Annotated in this window: 20 protein-coding genes and 2 tRNA genes; 17 read left to right on the forward strand and 5 right to left on the reverse strand. The window is 42.3% G+C overall.

Features of this window, described 5'->3' with window-relative positions; all coding sequences use genetic code 11:
- Nucleotides 1–89 precede the first annotated feature (89 nt).
- The 4 genes from hflK to N475_RS16340 all read left to right on the forward strand — a co-directional run bounded on the left by hflK (nucleotide 90) and on the right by N475_RS16340 (nucleotide 4,424).
- Nucleotides 90–1,253 carry an FtsH protease activity modulator HflK gene (gene hflK, locus N475_RS16325; RefSeq protein ID WP_063358822.1) on the forward strand — a complete coding sequence of 388 codons (1,164 nt, stop codon included), beginning with the start codon at nucleotides 90–92 and terminating at the stop codon, nucleotides 1,251–1,253.
- 5 nt (nucleotides 1,254–1,258) lie between these two features.
- Nucleotides 1,259–2,137, forward strand: coding sequence for a protease modulator HflC (gene hflC / locus N475_RS16330; RefSeq protein WP_063358823.1), 879 nt, complete (start codon nucleotides 1,259–1,261; stop codon nucleotides 2,135–2,137).
- A 183-nt stretch (nucleotides 2,138–2,320) separates the two neighbouring features.
- The gene (locus tag N475_RS16335; RefSeq protein ID WP_063358824.1) at nucleotides 2,321–3,637 is read left to right on the forward strand and encodes an adenylosuccinate synthase; all 1,317 of its coding nucleotides are present in this window, start codon (nucleotides 2,321–2,323) and stop codon (nucleotides 3,635–3,637) included.
- A 166-nt stretch (nucleotides 3,638–3,803) separates the two neighbouring features.
- On the forward strand, nucleotides 3,804–4,424 hold the full coding sequence (locus N475_RS16340; protein WP_063358825.1) for a tetratricopeptide repeat protein: 621 nt from the start codon (nucleotides 3,804–3,806) through the stop codon (nucleotides 4,422–4,424).
- Between the two features lies 1 nt (nucleotide 4,425).
- Here the strand turns inward: N475_RS16340 and N475_RS16345 are convergent, their stop codons facing one another.
- A complete protein-coding gene (locus N475_RS16345) occupies nucleotides 4,426–6,279 on the reverse strand; it encodes a cation:proton antiporter (protein ID WP_063358826.1) in 1,854 nt (617 codons plus the stop codon).
- Between the two features lie 258 nt (nucleotides 6,280–6,537).
- On the opposite strand from N475_RS16345, the gene N475_RS16350 reads away from it, so the two are divergent.
- Complete coding sequence (locus tag N475_RS16350; RefSeq protein WP_063358827.1) at nucleotides 6,538–7,785, forward strand: glutamate-5-semialdehyde dehydrogenase; 1,248 nt, start codon at nucleotides 6,538–6,540, stop codon at nucleotides 7,783–7,785.
- Between the two features lie 14 nt (nucleotides 7,786–7,799).
- Here the strand turns inward: N475_RS16350 and N475_RS16355 are convergent.
- Together N475_RS16355 and N475_RS16360 are read right to left on the reverse strand one after the other, a co-directional pair.
- Nucleotides 7,800–7,875, reverse strand: a tRNA-Ala gene (locus tag N475_RS16355).
- A 29-nt stretch (nucleotides 7,876–7,904) separates the two neighbouring features.
- A tRNA-Ala gene (locus tag N475_RS16360) sits at nucleotides 7,905–7,980 on the reverse strand.
- Nucleotides 7,981–8,109: 129 nt separating this feature from the next.
- Between N475_RS16360 and N475_RS16365 the strand changes: the two genes are divergently transcribed.
- Nucleotides 8,110–8,496, forward strand: coding sequence for a hypothetical protein (locus N475_RS16365; protein ID WP_063358828.1), 387 nt, complete (start codon nucleotides 8,110–8,112; stop codon nucleotides 8,494–8,496).
- On the forward strand, nucleotides 8,493–8,996 hold the full coding sequence (locus N475_RS16370; RefSeq protein ID WP_227008379.1) for a prolyl-tRNA synthetase associated domain-containing protein: 504 nt from the start codon (nucleotides 8,493–8,495) through the stop codon (nucleotides 8,994–8,996). The genes N475_RS16365 and N475_RS16370 overlap by 4 nt, the downstream gene beginning before the upstream one ends.
- Here the strand turns inward: N475_RS16370 and N475_RS16375 are convergent.
- A complete protein-coding gene (locus N475_RS16375; protein ID WP_063365600.1) occupies nucleotides 8,960–10,111 on the reverse strand; it encodes an MFS transporter in 1,152 nt (383 codons plus the stop codon). The genes N475_RS16370 and N475_RS16375 overlap by 37 nt on opposite strands.
- A gap of 252 nt (nucleotides 10,112–10,363) precedes the next feature.
- Here N475_RS16375 and N475_RS16380 point away from each other — a divergent pair, with 252 nt between their 5' ends.
- The 4 genes from N475_RS16380 (at nucleotide 10,364) to N475_RS16395 (ending at nucleotide 13,452) form a co-directional block, all read left to right on the forward strand.
- On the forward strand, nucleotides 10,364–10,906 hold the full coding sequence (locus N475_RS16380; RefSeq protein ID WP_063358830.1) for a DUF2058 domain-containing protein: 543 nt from the start codon (nucleotides 10,364–10,366) through the stop codon (nucleotides 10,904–10,906).
- A 117-nt stretch (nucleotides 10,907–11,023) separates the two neighbouring features.
- On the forward strand, nucleotides 11,024–11,347 hold the full coding sequence (locus tag N475_RS16385) for a c-type cytochrome (protein ID WP_063358831.1): 324 nt from the start codon (nucleotides 11,024–11,026) through the stop codon (nucleotides 11,345–11,347).
- A 153-nt stretch (nucleotides 11,348–11,500) separates the two neighbouring features.
- Complete coding sequence (locus N475_RS16390; RefSeq protein ID WP_063358832.1) at nucleotides 11,501–12,268, forward strand: class II aldolase/adducin family protein; 768 nt, start codon at nucleotides 11,501–11,503, stop codon at nucleotides 12,266–12,268.
- Between the two features lie 8 nt (nucleotides 12,269–12,276).
- Nucleotides 12,277–13,452: a mandelate racemase/muconate lactonizing enzyme family protein gene (locus N475_RS16395; RefSeq protein ID WP_063358833.1), complete on the forward strand. Its 1,176-nt coding sequence runs from the start codon at nucleotides 12,277–12,279 to the stop codon at nucleotides 13,450–13,452.
- A gap of 62 nt (nucleotides 13,453–13,514) precedes the next feature.
- Here N475_RS16395 and suhB read toward each other — a convergent pair whose 3' ends face one another.
- On the reverse strand, nucleotides 13,515–14,318 hold the full coding sequence (gene suhB / locus N475_RS16400) for an inositol-1-monophosphatase (protein WP_063358834.1): 804 nt from the start codon (nucleotides 14,316–14,318) through the stop codon (nucleotides 13,515–13,517).
- A gap of 185 nt (nucleotides 14,319–14,503) precedes the next feature.
- On the opposite strand from suhB, the gene trmJ reads away from it, so the two are divergent.
- The 6 genes from trmJ to hscB all read left to right on the forward strand — a co-directional run bounded on the left by trmJ (nucleotide 14,504) and on the right by hscB (nucleotide 18,541).
- Complete coding sequence (gene trmJ / locus N475_RS16405; protein ID WP_063358835.1) at nucleotides 14,504–15,241, forward strand: tRNA (cytosine(32)/uridine(32)-2'-O)-methyltransferase TrmJ; 738 nt, start codon at nucleotides 14,504–14,506, stop codon at nucleotides 15,239–15,241.
- 204 nt (nucleotides 15,242–15,445) lie between these two features.
- Entirely contained in the window at nucleotides 15,446–15,937 is a 492-nt protein-coding gene (gene iscR / locus N475_RS16410) for a Fe-S cluster assembly transcriptional regulator IscR (protein WP_063358863.1), read from the forward strand.
- 24 nt (nucleotides 15,938–15,961) lie between these two features.
- Nucleotides 15,962–17,176, forward strand: coding sequence for an IscS subfamily cysteine desulfurase (locus N475_RS16415; protein WP_063358836.1), 1,215 nt, complete (start codon nucleotides 15,962–15,964; stop codon nucleotides 17,174–17,176).
- A 59-nt stretch (nucleotides 17,177–17,235) separates the two neighbouring features.
- Entirely contained in the window at nucleotides 17,236–17,619 is a 384-nt protein-coding gene (gene iscU, locus N475_RS16420) for a Fe-S cluster assembly scaffold IscU (RefSeq protein WP_063358837.1), read from the forward strand.
- A 10-nt stretch (nucleotides 17,620–17,629) separates the two neighbouring features.
- On the forward strand, nucleotides 17,630–17,953 hold the full coding sequence (gene iscA / locus N475_RS16425; protein WP_063358838.1) for an iron-sulfur cluster assembly protein IscA: 324 nt from the start codon (nucleotides 17,630–17,632) through the stop codon (nucleotides 17,951–17,953).
- Nucleotides 17,954–18,016: 63 nt separating this feature from the next.
- Nucleotides 18,017–18,541 (forward strand): co-chaperone HscB, encoded by a 525-nt coding sequence (hscB, locus tag N475_RS16430; RefSeq protein ID WP_063358839.1) that lies wholly within the window; start codon nucleotides 18,017–18,019, stop codon nucleotides 18,539–18,541.
- The last annotated feature ends 10 nt before the right edge of the window (nucleotides 18,542–18,551 follow it).

The raw sequence follows: 18,551 nt of genomic DNA on the forward strand, positions 1-18,551 counted from the left end.
AAATTACTAATTCATCCTAATTCTCTATTAGAATGGGGTGAATTTTGATAGATTAAATTTAATTCATTTTATAACAATGGAGTATAGCTATGGCCTGGAACGAACCGGGTAATAATGGCAATGATAACGACCCGTGGAAAAACCGCGGTGGTCGAGATCAAGGGCCACCTGATCTGGACGAGGTATTCCGTAAGTTCAACAATAAGTTTGGCGGTATATTTGGTGGTAAACCAGGTAACAACAAAGGCGGACTTGGCGGAGCTGGTGTGACCTTTATTTTCATCATTGCGCTGATTGTATGGGCATTAAGTGGTATTTATACCGTCAAAGAAGCTGAACGTGGCATAGTACTTCAATTTGGTAAATTTGACCGAATTGCAGAGCCGGGTTTACGCTGGAAAATGACTTTCGTAGAGCGTGTTATTCCAATCGATATCGAAGCCGTTCGATCTTTATCTGCATCCGGCTTTATGCTGACTGAAGACGAAAACGTGGTGAGTGTTGAGTTCGAAGTTCAGTATCGAGTTGTGGATCCTACTTTATATCGTTTCAGTGTGACTGATGCGGACCACAGTTTACAGCAGGCACTAGATAGTGCTTTACGCTATGTCGTCGGTCATTCACGCATGGACCAAGTGCTTACCACTGGTCGTGAGCAGGTTCGTCAGCGTACTTGGGATGAACTAAATAAAATTATTGAGCCATATAATCTTGGTTTAATCGTAACGGACGTCAACTTCAAAGACTCTCGCCCGCCTGCTGAAGTTAAAGATGCATTTGATGATGCAATCGCTGCACAAGAAGATGAAGAACGTTTCATTCGTGAAGCTGAAGCGTATGCAAGAGAAATTGAGCCTCGCGCACGTGGTCAAGTTACTCGTATGACTCAAGAGGCAGAGGCATATAAAGAACGTATCACGCTAGAAGCGCAGGGTGAAGTGGCTAGATTTGAAAAGCTATTACCAGAATATGCGGCAGCAAAAGAAGTGACACGTGAGCGTCTTTACATCGAAACGATGGAAGAGATCTTAGGTCGTAGCTCTAAGGTGATTGTTGATGTGAAAGGCGGTAATAACATGATGTATCTACCACTAGATAAAATCATGCAGCAGTCGCAGTCATCGTCAGCTGTTACTCTACCGAGTCGAAATGACATCAATCAATTGCGTCAATCACTAGGCCAGTCACGTAACAGTACTGTGAACAGTGGTAATGATAGATTTTCACAAGACCGTTTTAACAGTGGGAGATAATATTGATGAGAAATTTTAGCTTTATCTTATTGATACTAGGCGGCCTGCTGGCTTTTTCTTCGGTATTTGTGGTCACTGAAGGCCAGCGAGCGATCGTCATGCTTTTTAGTAAGGTGCAAAAAGATAGTCAAGACAACGCTGTTGTTTATGAACCAGGTTTGCATTTTAAGGTACCATTTTTCAGCCAAGTACGTCATTTAGATGCGCGTATTCAAACGCTTGATGGTGCGCCAGATCGCTTTGTAACAAGTGAGAAAAAAGACCTTATCGTTGACTCTTTCGTAAAGTGGCGCGTAAGTGATTTTTCTAACTTTTACCTACGTGCTCGTGGTGACAAGCAATACGCAGAAACACTACTTCAGCAAAAAGTAAATAACGGCTTGAGAACAAATTTTGGTTCTAGAACAATCAAAGAGATTGTATCAGGTGAACGTAGTGAATTGATGCTAGAAGCGCTGGCACAAGCGTCAGAAAGTGCCCAAGAGCTGGGTATTGAGGTGCTTGATGTGCGTGTTAAACAAATCAATTTACCAAATGAAGTAAGTAACTCTATCTTCCAACGTATGCGCGCTGAGCGTACCGCTGTGGCAAAAGAGCACCGCTCTGAAGGTCAGGAAAAAGCGGAAACAATCAGAGCAGAAGTTGACCGTCGCGTAACGGTAATGTTGGCTGATGCTGAGCGAAATGCGAGAACGGTTCGAGGTGAAGGTGACGCTGAAGCAGCGAATATTTATGCCTCAGCCTATAACAAAGATCCTGAGTTCTTTGGTTTTATTCGTTCATTAGAAGCGTATAAAAAGACCTTCACAAGTAAGAGCGATGTGATGGTACTTTCACCAGACAGTGAGTTCTTTGATTATATGAAGCAAAAGCAAGCAAAGTAATTGCGTTTGTGAAATGACGTATAATCGCGTTAAAAGCCCATCGTAAGATGGGCTTTTTTGTATTTAATTCAACCGCTTTTGCTAGATATCAATTTGACTGAAGAAAAATCATCCGAAACAGGGTGATTTTCACCTCGCTTTTCTGGTAAAATCTGCGCCTAATTTTTTCTAAGTGATATTGCAATGGGTAAAAACGTCGTTGTATTAGGCACCCAATGGGGTGACGAAGGTAAAGGTAAGGTTGTAGACCTGCTGACTGATAAGGCTTCTCTAGTTGTTCGCTACCAAGGTGGCCACAATGCTGGACATACTTTGGTTATCAATGGTGAGAAAACGGTATTACACCTAATTCCATCTGGTATTTTACGTGATAACGTAAAATGTGTAATTGGTAACGGTGTTGTTTTGGCACCAGATGCCTTAATGAAAGAAGTGAAAATGCTTGAAGAGCGTGGCGTACCTGTACGCGAGCGTTTATTAATCAGTGAAGCATGTCCATTAATTCTTCCTTACCATGTTGCGCTAGATCAGGCTCGTGAGCTTGCTCGTGGTAACAAAGCGATCGGTACAACTGGACGTGGCATTGGCCCTGCGTACGAAGATAAAGTGGCGCGCCGCGGTCTTCGTGTTGGTGATTTATTCAACCCAGAACAATTTGCAGCTAAGCTGAAAGAAGTTATCGAATACCATAATTTCTCTTTAGAGCACTACTATAAGGTAGAGCCTGTAGACTTCCAAAAAACTTACGATGACGCAATGGAAATTGCTGAAATCCTTAAGTCAATGGTTGTTGATGTGACTGAGCTTCTTGATCAGACTCGTGAAAAAGGCGACAACATCCTATTTGAAGGTGCGCAAGGTACTCTGCTTGATATCGACCATGGTACTTACCCATATGTAACGTCTTCTAACACGACTGCAGGTGGTGTTGCTACAGGTGCTGGATTTGGTCCATTAAACCTTAACTACGTACTTGGTATCGTGAAGGCTTACACAACACGTGTTGGTTCAGGTCCGTTCCCAACAGAATTATATGACGGTCTTGATAAACAAGATCCAGTTGGTAAACACCTTGGTGAGAAAGGCCATGAGTTTGGCGCGACAACAGGTCGTTTGCGTCGTACAGGTTGGTTTGATGCAGTTGCAATGCGCCGTGCAGTACAAATCAATAGCATCACAGGTTTCTGCCTGACTAAGCTAGATGTACTAGATGGCATTGAGACTATCAAGATTTGTACTGGCTACCAGTTAGAAGATGGTACAGTTACAAACGTAACGCCGCTTGCAGCAGAAGGCTACGAGAAAGTAACTCCAGTATATGAAGAGATGCCAGGCTGGAGCGAGAATACGTTTGGTGCAACTTCTGTTGAGCAGTTACCAGAAGCTGCGATTAACTACATTAAACGCTTAGAAGAAATTACCGGTGTTCCAATCGATATTATTTCGACAGGTCCAGACCGAGTAGAAACGATGATTGTTCGCAACCCATTCGGCGAATAATTAAGAAAAAGCTGCTTCGGCAGCTTTTTTTGTGCCTATACCTTTTTTGTGCCTATACCTTTTTTGTGCCTATGTAATAACTAGGCTAATATTTGTAGTTACATTAACTTGGTACAATTTTTGTATTATGAAGTACAGGTCCAATAGTATTTGCCAAAGTATGATGATGACAAAACTACGAAATATCCTCTTTATTGCGAGTGTGGCTTGTTCTTATAGCTCTTTGGCTAATGAACAAATTGAAGCTGTACCGCTTTACACTCAAGACGAGCTAATCACGTTAATTAATAACAATGCCCATCTTAAACGCGTAAAAGATGATGATTGCCAACTAGTTCAAGATATTGAAGCCCGAGCAGAAATAATGGGGTTACCTTCATATCAGTTTTTATATGGCGATATGTTAGCCTATGCCGTTTGTGTTGAGCAGGACGTAGAGCTGGGGTTATATTATATGCGTCAGGCTGCACAGCAAGGCTTAGCAGCTGCATTAGAACAACTCGGGCGCTATTATGATGTTGGTCAATTAGTCCAAGCTGACAAAACAATGGCAATTGTTTACCTCAGAGAAGCAGCAGCGCTTGGTAATTTAAACGCTCAACTACGCCTTGTTGATTTGTTCAACAAGGGCTTTGGTAGCCCTCGTGATTATGAAGATGCTTATCGCTGGTTATTTCACGCGGTTGTAGCAGATAGAGATATTCATAAGCAAATTGAAATGTCTTTGTCAGCTCTAGCAGAAAAAATGCCCGCCAGTGTCATTAAACGGGCTCGACTACCGAACTAGTTTAGCTACTCAGCTTTTCCCCAATAGATGCTTCTTTAGTTGCAGGGTCTTTCAAAATAGACATTTTGGGTGGTTGCAACGCCAATATTTTGTCGCCCTGTTCAGGAAGCTTTTTATCCTCTGAAGTAAATGGCCTCACAGAAAGGGGTTCGTCTTTTTTCTGCTCAGAGATAATAAACAAAGGGATTGCCTCTTTGTTTACTTCCAAATATTGTTCCCAATTAAATTCTTCAGAGAGTTTTGTCGCACTAACTTTGCCGCCTTTTGCCATTAAGCTACTTAATTTAGCGTAGTTTCCGGTCTCACCAAAGAGTATTTGGCGAGACAAAAAAGTTGCGCTGTCTTTGTTCGCTTTTGCGTGGTTAGTTGACGATTTAAGGGAGTAGACGCTGTCCTCATCCAGCAGATGGGAAAAATACTGTACTCCCAAGGCATTGTGATGCCTATTTGGAGACAAAGCCAAAACGGAGCGCAAGCTTGTCAGAGGTAAGTAACGTTCAGCGTGTTCTGACTGAGGGTTACCGTAATAGCACGGAAGCCCATCCATTCTGGCCATTTTGCAGTTCTCCCACGCAGGATCAGATAAGTACACATCTATATTTTGCTCTTTTAGGCCACAAGCAATAGCGCGAGCTACATGGTTTGCCCCAATAATGAGTAAGGTGCTTGGACATGGCTGGCGAACCCCAAGTAAACGGGCCAGCGGAGTGGCCGTGAGGCTCTGTAATATGACAGTGACGATAATAACGGTAAATATGAGTGGCACTATTTTTTGAGCATCTGGGGTACCAGATTGCGCCATACTTAATGCGAACACCGAACCCACAGCAGCAGCAACAATACCCCGTGGTGCTATCCATGCCAGCATTAAACGAGATTTCAGGGGGATATCGCTATTAAATGTAGAGACCGCAATACTAAGCGGTCTGGAAACAAATAAAACAACGGCTAAAAACCAAAATATTCCACTGTCTAACATTAACAGCTCTTCCACTTTGAGCCTCGCTGCAAGTAAAATGAAAAGGCTAGAAATCAAGATCATGGATAAATCTTCTTTAAATTCTAGAACTGCGTCGATTTCCAAATCATCTTGATTGGCAAGCCAAATACCAAACACGGTGACAGCCAATAACCCTGATTCATGACTCAAGTGATTGGATATGGTAAAGCTCATTAAAACTAATGCCAGAATACCAAATTTATGCAACTCAAATGGTAACCATTCTTTGCGAATGATATAGCTCGTAAACCACCCTGATACGAGGCCAACACTCAAACCTACTCCCAGAGTGGATAATAGTGCCATTAGTGTATGGCTAAAGACACCATCTTTATCGACCAGACTAACTGCCTCAAATACCAAGACAGCGAAAAGCGCGCCGATTGGGTCGATAACAATGCCTTCCCAGCGTAGGATACGGTCAATGTCTTTGGTTGGTCGCATAGCATTGAGCATAGGGGCAATTACTGTAGGTCCTGTCACGACAAGCACTGCCCCTAGAACCGCTGCAACACGCCAGTCGAGCTCTAAAATGTATATTGCGCAGGCTGTGATGATCACAAATGTTGTGAGCATCCCGATGGAACATAGATTTCGAACGACTTTACCAATGCCCTTCAGCTCGCGAAAATGGAGTGTCAGAGACCCTTCAAAAAGAATAATTGCGACGGACAGAGAGACAACTGGAAACAGTAAATCGCCCAGTAATTTGTCCGGATCCAGCACACCAGTTACAGGGCCTAACATTAGCCCGGTTAATAACAAAAATAAAATCGCAGGCACTCGCACAACCCAAGCGAGCCATTGAGCAATCACAGAGCATACGGCGATTGCCGCAATAAAAATAGCTGACATAAACTCTCCAGCTTAGTTAGCGTATTGAATATTAGTATAGTGGTAGCATCGTTATATCATAGTAAATATGTCAAAAAAGAGAATAAACGCCTAAAAAATAGATAAATTTTCCGAGACAACGGGCATACGTATGAATAAAGACCTGTGCAATATAAAAGCAATATTCACTTTACCCGAAAGAAGGTTCTTGCTTATTATCAGGGGGCAGAGGTTAAACACACCACTGTTGATATCAGTAAATTGGGAATGAGAGGAAAAATGAGTTTAATTGAAGAGCTCGCCAAAAATGCATCTAAAGCTGCAAAGCAGCTCGCAATCTTGAGCACAGAACAAAAAAATACCGTACTTAAAGCGCTGGCAGCGGCTTTGCGAGCGCAGTCTGAAGAAATTTTAAAAGCGAATCAGCAAGATCTCGATGCAGCCAAGCAGAATCAGCTAAGTGCGGCCATGGTAGATAGACTGACCTTAACGACACAGCGGATAGATGACATGGCCGTTGGGGTAGAACAAATAGCGCAACTCCCCGATCCAGTTGGAACAACAAGAGAGTTGGGCCGTCAACCAAGCGGAATTTTGGTGCGCAAAATGCGCGTGCCTTTGGGCGTTATTTGTATGATTTATGAAGCTCGGCCAAATGTTACTGCTGATGCCGGGGCATTGTGTTTTAAGTCTGGTAACGGTGTAATTTTACGCGGTGGAAAAGAGGCTCTGAATAGTTCGCTGGCCATCGCTAAAGTTATGCATCAAGTGTTAAACCAATTTGGATTACCCGAAGAGCTTATCACTGTTGTGCCAGATCCAGATAGAGCTTTGCTACTTGAGCTGATGCAGCAAAAAGATGATATAGACTTGATCATTCCGCGTGGTGGCGAGGGTTTAATTGAATTCGTGACAAATAATAGTGCAATTCCGGTAATTCAGCACTTCAAAGGCGTTTGTCACCTATATGTCGATGCTGATGCGGATTTAGACATTGCGATGCCGCTTTTACTGAATGGTAAAACTCAAAGAACAGGGGTATGTAATGCTCTTGAGTGTTTGCTTGTACATCGTGATATTGCTGGCGCGTTTCTCCCTCAAGTTAGTGCTGCGTTAGAGGGCGCGCAGGTGAAGATAAATGCTTGTGAAAAAGCAGCAAACTATTTCAACACTGTAAAAGTGTTGTCTGATGATGAATTTGGTGAAGAGTACTTAGATTTAGAAATTGCTATTGCTGTTGTGGATGATTTTAATGGTGCTCTTGCACATATCGACCGATTCGGTAGTCACCATACCGAGGTGATCTGCACCAAAAATCAAAAAACAGCCGCTCTATTTCAACAGTGTGTAGACGCCTCTGTCGTAATGGTAAATGCTTCTTCTCGGTTTAGCGATGGTGGACAACTTGGCCTAGGTGCCGAAATAGGTATCGCCACAACCAAATTACATGCATATGGTCCGATGGGTCTTGAATCTTTAACGACTGAAAAGTATTTAGTTGAAGGTGAAGGTCAAATTAGGGAATAAAAAGAGAGTGAAAGTGGTGGAGCTAAGCAGGATCGAACTGCTGACCTCCTGCGTGCAAGGCAGGCGCTCTCCCAGCTGAGCTATAGCCCCACTTTACTTGGGAATATCGCAAAAGAAGTTGGTGGAGCTAAGCAGGATCGAACTGCTGACCTCCTGCGTGCAAGGCAGGCGCTCTCCCAGCTGAGCTATAGCCCCAACGTGTCTTTTGGACGAGGCGAAATTTAAATACTTTTTGTTGCTACGTCAAGTTTTTTCGCTAAAAATTTTTTCTTACAAGCGTTTTATGCTTTGATACACTGAAGAAAATTGTTTGTTAGGAATATTATGAAGCGCTTACTACTACTGCTTTTATCTGTGAGTTTGGTTGCTTGTAGCTCAGTGCCTGAAGAGGCATTTGAAGTTGAAAAGCAAACCTTACACAAAAGAAAGAATGACAAAGGCGAATCTGAATTTGCATTTATTGTGACTGTAAAAGCAACTCCGAGAATGGAGCTAGCTAAAAACAAGCCAGTATCCAAAAGAGAATTGAAAGAATTTGCAGAGTTTAAGCGAGTAGAAGAGTCACCAGAACTTAAGCTTGCATTGGAAGAAACAGCGGTTGAATTATTAGAGCAGGCTTTAAATAAAGAGTCCTATTGCCAAGCCGGTTACGACATAGACAATGTTTATTGGCGTCAGCGCAGTGTGCAATTGCGAGGGCATTGTTTGTGACATTGCCTACTTCGATAGACGTTGCTCAAAGCTTAGCTGCGTTGGAGATCACCTACTTAAGTTATGAGCACCCGCCACTGGCGAATTGTGATATAGCAAAAAGCATAGGACTGGAGCGAAAAGGCGTCGGTCTAAAGAATCTCTTTTTGAGAGATAACTATGGTAAACGTCATTTCCTCGTAATTACCTTGGCGGAGAAACAGCTAGATTTGAAAACGTTGTCTAAGCAGCAGGGCGTATCACGGCTCGGGTTTTGTTCAACTGAGCGACTTGCTAAGTATTTAAAGGTAAAACCCGGTTGTGTTTCCGCTTTAGCGATAAATAATGATGAATCACAGCAAGTAGAGTTGTGGTTAGATAAGGAACTCGAAGGCGCGACTCTATGGCAATGTCACCCTTTTGAAAATGACAAAACATGGGTGATTAAGCTTAGCGACTTGCAAAGGTTTTGGTCTCATACAGGTCATCGACCGAGTTGGGTCTCACTACCTATACGATAATTGAGCCAAGTAAAGTATGCGCCTAGAATACAAATAAGTAATAGGCTAAGTAAAAACATCTCAATACCTGCTGTTTGGTAAATAAACCCTGGTAAAAAAGACCCTAATGCGCCTCCACTATAGTAAAAAGAGACATAGGCGCCATTTGTAATGCTTGCATGGGCAGAACTAATTTCATTTGCTAACGGAGCAGCACTTGCGTGAATGATAAACATACAAGCACAAAATAGCGTGAATAGTACAATAAAAGCCCCTAAATTTTGCCATTGCATGGCACTGATTGATACGCAATAAACCCCAAATACCGCGGTTAGTATTACCCAATTATTATTATGTAACTTGGTTAAATATGGGGCACACATAGAGAGCAACGCACCGACTAGATACCCACCATAAACCCAACCAATTAATTTGGGGTCTTTTAAATTGTATTCATTGCTCAGTATAAAAGGCAGGTAGTTTAGTAATGCCGAAAAGCAAAAAAACATGCAAAAAACAGCGCAATATAGACGTAACAACGACGGCTGTTTGAGTGGCCTTAAATAATCTTTAGGTGAACATGCCTTAGGTGTTGTTATATTTTCGAGTGGTGGAAGCTTGATACGCAAAGAAATCAGAATGAGTAGCGCAGCGTTAAATATGTAGAAGCTTTCCCAATTCCACCATGTGGCAAAGTTTGCAGCAAGTGCTCTACCAAGAAACCCGCCTAAAATTGTACTGCCCACATACCAAGTCATATTTCTTCTTAGACATTGACCTTGCCAAGTTTGACCTATGTAGCTGGTCATAGCAGTTAATGCTGCGGGAAGAATTAAGCCTTCAATAAAGCGTAAGAGTAAAAATAATTCAAAGCGTTGCTGAAGAGTTATGAGTACACTGCAAAGTGCTAATAGCATCATTGCCACTTTAAGTAATTTTAGCTTCGAGTAATTAGCAAGAAAAAGTCCATAGCAAATGGGGGCAATGGCCAAAGGTAACATTGTAACGGACATTAATAGGCCAGTATTTGCAGGTGATGTTGCATACAATTGGGCAAATTGAGCGAGAAGTGGTTGTGGTGCGTATAGCACAAAAAATATGACCACAGAGCTGAGCATTAGGTGAAATATCGACATTTTTATTCTACTGGTAAATAACCAATCTAATTATCTACTTTTGACGCAATAATTCCTCTTTAATGTAATAAAAACTTGTCATGCATCATAAATTTTTTTTTCTAGTTTGGTAGATTTTGTTGTGTGGTGCGACTTTTAAAACACAAAGACACTGCTCAAGTCTTTAAACTTGATTTACAGTTTACGAAATTGTTTAGATTTACCAATTTTGGTATTAAAATAGCTGCAAGTTTAGATTGATGGAGTGGCATTATGGGTTCTCTACAGGATCAGCTTCTAAAAGCGGGATTGACGACCGAGCACAAAGCAAAAGTCGCTAAAACGGAAAAGCGCAAACAACAGAAAAAGAAAAAAAAGAAGGGCGCAACGAGCGACCAGACAGATCTGCAAAAGCATATAGAGCAGACCAAACTTGCTCAACAGCAAAAAGCAGAAGCTTTAAATAAAGCAAAGCAAGATGATTTGAAAGAGCGTGAGCAAGTGGCACGTGTAAAACAAATTTTAGAGCATCATAACCAAGAAGAAATTAAAGGCGAAAGAACATTTAATTTCACTTATGAAAGCAAAGTCAAAGAGCTGGACGTAAACGAGCAAACCCAAAAAGCACTGTCAAAAGGCCGCTTGGCAATTTGTGTGCTGGAAGGACAGTTCTACGTCTTAGAAGATGAGCCTGCAAGAAAAATTGCTGACGTAGATGAAAAGTACATAGTGTTCCATGTTGAAGACAGCAACAGCCAAGTGGATGAGGACGACCCATACGCAGGATATGAAGTTCCGGATGACTTGACTTGGTAATTTAATCAGCTCGTTTCTTTTATTGGCTAGGTTTGCTTTTAAATTAGATAAGTAATTGTGTAGAGAAGCTTTAGGTCGACTACACTGGGTAAATAACCGTCAAATAAGAGAAACGATATGACTAAATTAAAGCAACTCGTAATCGCGTCCAGCATAGCAACTGTGACGTTACTTTCTAGTAATGTAGCGGCTGCCGATGGCAAAGCATTGTATACAGCAAAGCTTTGCCAAACATGTCATGGAGCTGAAGGAAAAGCACCAATAATGCCTTTGTATCCAAAAGTAAACGGGCAAAGCAAAGAGTATCTATTGGCACAAATGAAGGACATTAAGTCCGGTAAACGCAGTAATGGCATGTCTGCAGCGATGAAGGCTATGGTTGCAAATGTTTCTGACGCGGAACTTGAGGCGATAGCAGCTTACCTTGCAACGGTAAAATAGTTTGCCCGCCAAGAGTGAAAAAGCCACCGTTTTAGGTGGCTTTTTAGTTACTAATAAAATAAGGCAGAGTTGATTCTGCGTATTGAACTATTTTTTTATGTGATTTAGACTTCTATACATCTAAAATCACCATGGCGGATTTAAGGAGCCACAATGTTTGAACTACCTGAGTTGAGTTTAAAAGGTAAAGTAAGCGAAGAAGAATGGCAGCTGCGAGTGGATTTAGCAGCGTGCTATCGCTTGGTGGAGCATTTTCGTTGGGGTGACTTAATTTACACGCATATGTCAGCAAGGCTGCCTGGCACCGACCACTATCTAGTGAATGCATTTGGGCTGAGTTTTGATGAAGTAACGGCGTCAAACTTAGTCAAAGTAGATTTGCAAGGTAATATTCTTGATGAAACGCCGTTTGAGATAAACCCTGCTGGTTTTACCATACACAGTGCTATACATGAAGTACGTGAAGATGCTCATTGTGTTATTCACTTACATACCAAAGAAACGATCGCAGTGGCAAGTCTTGAGGGGGGATTACAGCCTCTCAGTCAACACAGTATGTTTTCTTTACCTTCGTTGTCCTACCATGGCTATGAAGGGTTGGCGGTAAATGAAGATGAAAAAGCAAGGTTACAAGCGGATCTTGGTGATACCAATCATATGCTGTTAGTAAACCATGGTGGATTAACAGTTGGGCCGACGGTAGGAGATGCCTTTATGCGCTTTTATGATTTGCAAAGGGCGTGTGAAATCCAAGTCGCTATTTTGGCGACGGGTCAACCTGCAATTCCGGTTCCGCAGCCTATTCAAGATAATATTTATAATCAAGCTAAAGTGGTACACAGTGGCAGTACTGGTGGTCAATTGGCTTGGCCTGCAATGCTCAGAAAAGCACATCGCTTAGATCCTGGCTTTGCTCAATAGGAGTCAAAATGAAAGTAAATCGCGTCGAAGTATTTGATATTCACTGTCCAGACAGACCCGCTTGGACCCCTGTTTTTGTGCGCATTCATACAGATGAAGGTATTTCTGGGGTCGGTGAAGCAGGACTTGCTTATGACCTAGGACATAGTGCAGCAGCCAGTATGATTAAAGAAATGGCAGAAGCATTTCTTATTGGTCATGACCCATTCCAAACAGAGTTACTGTGGTCTCGCATGTTGCGCGAAAGTTTCTGGGGACTGGGCGGTGGGCCTGTGGTATATGCTGCGATGAGCGCCATTGATACTGCGCTTTGGGACATCAAAGGTAAAGCTCTGAACTTACCAGTTTATCAATTGTTAGGTGGTAAAGTTAACCCAGAATTACGCACCTATGCTTCTCAGTTGCAATTTGATTGGGACAGTGAGTTCAAAGCTTTAGTGCAGCCTCACGAGTATGCCGAAGCTGCCCATAAAGCATTGGCAGAGGGTTACGACGCGGTTAAAGTAGACCCCATCATGTATGATAAAGATGGCAACACATACTATGATCGTACTAAGTTAATTTCTCGCGCAGAAATGAAACTCTACCGAGAGCGCATGAAGGCAATTCGAGAAGCTGTTGGTGATGAAGTGGATATTATCTTTGAATGCCACAGTTTGCCGGGCGCAACTTCAGCGATCCAGCTTGCTGAAATAGCAGAAGAGTTTGACTGCATGTATTACGAAGAGCCCGTTAACTATCTTAACCATTCACTTCACGCGAAAGTAGCCAATAAAACGGCTGTGCCGATTGCAGGTGGTGAGCGACTATATAATCGATGGGATGTGCGTCCGTACTTTGAAGATCAAAGTATTGATGTGCTTCAACCAGATATCGGTTTATGTGGTGGCTTTACTGAAACGAAAAAAGTATGTGATTACGCAGATATCTTTGACGTGAGAATTCAGGCCCATGTTTGTGGCGGACCTGTGGCAACGGCTGCATCGCTGCATTTGGAAACTGCGATCCCGAACTTTTTGATTCACGAGCATCACACTTATGCAATTAAAAAGTGGAATAGAGAGTTATGTCTGCAAGACCCTCAACCAAAAAATGGTGTATTCAAAGTATCAGAAGAGCCAGGTATAGGTATCGAGTTAAATGACGAAGTTGTGATGCGTTCACAACGCGTCGAAATCAAGTAAGATTCAAGGTTACCAAATAAAAAACCCAGGCAATGCCTGGGTTTTTTTGGTCGCTATCGAAATTACTTCAGTAGTGACTCAGTTAATACTGGGCGAATTTCTTTTACAATTGCCTGACATAGCTTCGGTGCACCACATACGATGTTACCGCTGTTATTGTAATTAGCGCCGCCAGCGAAATCCATAAGCATACCGCCTGCTTCTTTAACAAGTAGCTCGCCTGCTGCTGTATCCCAAGGCTTTAGGCCAATCTCGTAGAAGCCATCAATACGACCCGCAGCGACATATGCCATGTCCAATGCTGCTGAGCCTGCACGACGGATATCCGCTGTGTGGATAAACAATGCTTTAAAAGCTTCAGTATATGCGTCTAAATGATGTTTTTGCTTGAAAGGGAAACCTGTAGCAAGCACGCTGCCCGCAAGCTCATTGCTTTTGGTAACACGAATACGTTTATTGTTTAGTTGTGCACCTTGACCACGTGATGCAGTAAATAGTTCGCTGCGAATAGGATCGTAAATAACAGCCTGTTCAACACGACCTTTAACTTTAAGTGCGATAGAAATTGCAAAGTGAGGGATACCCTTGATGAAGTTAGTTGTGCCATCAAGTGGATCTATAACCCAAAGGTAATCATTGTCTTTGCCATCTGTGTGGCCAAGCTCTTCTCCAACGATTGCGTGGTCTGGGTAAGATTTCAAAATAGTGTCACGGATTACACGTTCTGCTTCTGTGTCTACACTTGTCACAAAGTCGTTATTACCTTTTTGGGTCGCTTCAACTTGAGACAAATCTTCACATGCACGTAAGATCACTTTACCCGCGTTACGCGCAGCGCGTACCGCAATGTTTAACATTGGATGCATAGCATTACCTTTGAATTGTAAAAGAACTAAATTTTCTGAGCCGGCGTATTCTAGCGATTTTCTGGATAAAGTAAATAACTTTCAATGAAAATGTTTGGTGTTTTTTTATACAGGTGAGATGATGGTATAGAGATATGTGCCTATGTTAAACTACGCCATTATTTTTGTCTGAGATATTAACGAGCATGGCATTACAAGATATTAGAATTGTACTTGTGAATACTTCACATTCTGGAAATATTGGTTCAGTTGCACGCGCAATGAAGACCATGGGCTTTTCACAGTTGTATTTGGTTGACCCTGCATGTGAGGTCGATAGCCATGCTAGCGCTTTAGCGGCGGGTGCGACTGATGTGCTTGGAAACGCAGTAACGGTCGGCAAACTAGAAGATGCAATTGCAGATTGCAGTTTAGTTATCGGAACGAGTGCGCGCTCGCGTACTTTGTCTTGGCCAATGGTTGATCCAAGAGAGTGTGCACAAAAGCTAGTTGCTGAGTCAGCGTCTGGCCCAGTTGCGCTGGTATTTGGTCGAGAAAATAGCGGTCTAACAAATGAAGAATTGCAGCTTTGTAACTATCACGTTTGTATACCTGCAAACCCAGATTACAGCTCTTTGAATTTGGCGATGGCTGTTCAGACGCTTACTTATGAGACGCGTATGACATTTTTGGATACGCAAGATGTACAGCCTGAAGAAGATGATACAAAGTACCCGACTTCAGAACAGATGGAATTGTTTTATGAGCATCTTGAATCGACGCTCAATGAGACAGGTTTTATCGTGAAACAACATCCGGGTATGGTGATGACTAAACTAAAACGTCTTTTCAACCGCGCAAGGCCTGAAGATCAAGAATTGAACATCCTCAGAGGAATTTTGAGCTCTGTAAACAAATCTACTAAACAAAACCACAAAGATTAATTAGTTTCATACTAGTAATACTTGACTAAATTACTCGGGTAATTACAATGTCCGTAATACCTGATTAAATTAGTCAGGTATTACGTAATAGCTAACTTAGTAAGTAGTAACTTATTTAATAAGCAATAGATGTCGTTAATACTTGACTATCTTAGTCAGGTAATTACAATTTGCGACTTTGATAAATTTTACCTAGAGGCGCGTATGAAACTGACTTCAAAAGGCAGATATGCAGTAACAGCAATGCTCGATGTTGCTTTGCACGCCAACATCGGTCCTGTGCCTCTGGCTGATATTTCTGAACGACAAGAAATATCTCTATCGTATCTAGAACAATTATTCGCACGGCTACGTAAACATGGACTTGTGAGCTCTGTACGAGGGCCCGGTGGTGGTTACTTATTAGGTCGTGACGCACACACAATTTCTGTTGGCGATGTTATTAATGCCGTTGACGAATCAGTAGACGCAACTCGCTGTCATGGTGAAGGGGGCGGTTGTCAGAGTGGTATGCGTTGTTTAACTCATACCCTGTGGTCAGACCTTAGTGTGCGAATTGAAGAATTTTTAAATAGTATTTCCCTTGCCGAGCTAGTCGCCAACTCTGATGTGCAATCTGTTGCGTCACGTCAGGATAAAAGCGTTAGCGATGCGATGAAGCAATTAGATAATATTCAAGTGAGTTGCCAACTTTAATTTTGGCGTCAAGCGGAGAAAGAAATGAAATTACCGATATATTTAGATTATGCTGCAACCACGCCGGTTGATCAGCGTGTTGCTGACGAAATGATGCAATGCCTGACAATGGATGGTAATTTTGGTAATCCTGCGTCCCGTTCACACCGTTTTGGTTGGCAGGCCGAAGAATTAATTGACCAAGCGCGTAATGATATCGCTGATTTAATTAATGCTGACCCTCGCGAAATCGTGTTCACATCAGGCGCGACCGAATCAAATAACTTAGCTATTAAAGGTGCAGCTAACTTCTATCAAAAGAAGGGCAAGCACGTTATTACTGTTAAAACAGAGCATAAAGCAGTTATTGATACATGCCGTGAGCTAGAGCGTCAAGGGTTTGAAGTAACATATATGGACGTTGAAGAAAACGGCCTATTAGACCTGAAAAAGCTAGAGCAAGAAATGCGTGATGACACAATTTTAGTGAGTGTTATGCATGTAAACAATGAGCTGGGTGTTATTCAAGATATTGCGACTATCGGTGAAATGTGCCGTGAACGCAAGATCATGTTCCATGTAGATGGTGCTCAAAGCGCAGGTAAAGTTGCGATTGATATGAAACAATTGAAAGTTGATTTCATGTCTTTCTCTGGACATAAAGTTTACGGTCCTAAAGGTATTGGTGCACTTTATGTTAGACGTAAGCCACGTGCTCGCCTTGAAGCGCAAATGCACGGTGGTGGACATGAGCGTGGTATGCGTTCAGGCACCTTAGCAACACACCAAATTGTGGGCATGGGCTCAGCTTTCCGTGTTGCTAGAGAAGATTTTGAAAAAGATCATGCGCACATCAGTGCATTACGTAAGCGCCTAGTTGACGGCATCATGGATATGGAAGAGGTGTACTTCAACGGCACTGTTGACCAATCTGTACCAGGTATAGTGAACATCAGCTTTAACTATGTTGAAGGTGAGTCACTACTGATGGCTGTTAAAGATATTGCTGTATCTTCAGGTTCTGCATGTACATCAGCAAGCCTTGAACCTTCATATGTACTACGTGCATTAGGTCGCAATGATGAATTGGCACACAGCTCAATTCGTTTCAGCATCGGACGTTTTACTACGGAAGAAGAAATTGACTACACCATTAAGCTAATCAAAGACTCCATCGGCCGTTTGAGAGAAATGTCTCCTCTTTGGGAAATGTTTAAAGATGGCATCGATTTAGATTCAGTTGAGTGGGCACACCATTAAGCAAGTCAGCTTATATTGACACTGTAGCAGGTATATAAGCGGTTAGTGAGGAAAGAGTTATGGCATATAGTGATAAAGTAATTGACCACGTGGAAAACCCACGTAACGTAGGTACGTTAGACAAGAACGATCCGAATGTAGCAACTGGTATGGTTGGTGCGCCGGCGTGTGGTGACGTAATGAAGCTACAAATTAAAGTTTCTGACGAAGGTGTTATCGAAGACGCTAAGTTTAAAACTTACGGCTGTGGTAGCGCAATTGCTTCATCTTCATTGGTAACTGAGTGGGTTAAAGGTAAAACTCTAGACCAAGCAGCTGAAATTAAAAATACAGACATTACAGCCGAGCTTGAGTTACCACCAGTAAAGATCCATTGTTCCATTCTTGCTGAAGATGCTATTCAAGCAGCGATTGCAGATTACAAAAGCAAACAGGCGAAGTAAGAGATAGATTATGGCAGTGACATTAACTGAAGCAGCGGCAAATCGTGTGCAAACGTTCTTGAAAAATCGAGGAAAAGGCATTGGCTTGCGTGTAGGGATTAAAACTACGGGTTGCTCAGGTCTTGCATATGTTCTCGAGTTCGTTGACGAACTTGCAGAAGGTGATGAAGTGTTCGAAGAAATGGGCGTTAAAATCATCGTTGATGCAAAGAGTTTGGTTTATATCGATGGCACAGAGCTAGACTACACCAAAGAAGGTCTAAATGAAGGGTTTAAGTTCATTAACCCAAATCAAAAAGACGAATGTGGGTGTGGTGAAAGCTTTACTGTGTAGCCAACGATAATTGAGATTGAGCTAAAGCCCTGCCTTGGTAGGGCTTTGCTGTATTAGGTCCGTATGCGATATTTTGAATTATTTAATTTACCAGCAGACTATAACGTAGATTTAAATTTGTTGAATCAGCGTTATTTAGAGTTGCAACGAGCTGTACATCCAGACAAGTTTGCTGGAAAAAGTGAGCGCGAAAAGCTCCTTGCCGTGCAAAAAACGTCTGAGATAAATGACGCACTTGCGGTGCTAAAACACCCTGTAAAAAGGGCTGAGTACATGCTTAGCGAGCAAGGCGTAGATATACGTGCCGAGCAGCAAACTTTACAAGACCCTGCATTCTTGATGCAGCAAATGGAGCTTCGTGAAGCGCTGGAAGATATACAGCATAGCTCAGATCCTGAAACTGAAATAGATGCGTTTGAGTCGCAAATTAAGCTGTTGGATAAGCAATATAGCGACAAGCTGTCTGAGCAGTTAATAGCGCAAGACTTGTCAGTATTAGAAGTCGCTGCGGATAATGTTCGCAAGCTAAAGTTTATATATAAGTTACGCGAAGAGCTGTCTCGAATCGAAGATAGCCTTCTCGATTAATTTAGCGTCA

The organism is Pseudoalteromonas luteoviolacea DSM 6061 (assembly GCF_001625655.1).
Taxonomy (GTDB): domain Bacteria; phylum Pseudomonadota; class Gammaproteobacteria; order Enterobacterales; family Alteromonadaceae; genus Pseudoalteromonas; species Pseudoalteromonas luteoviolacea.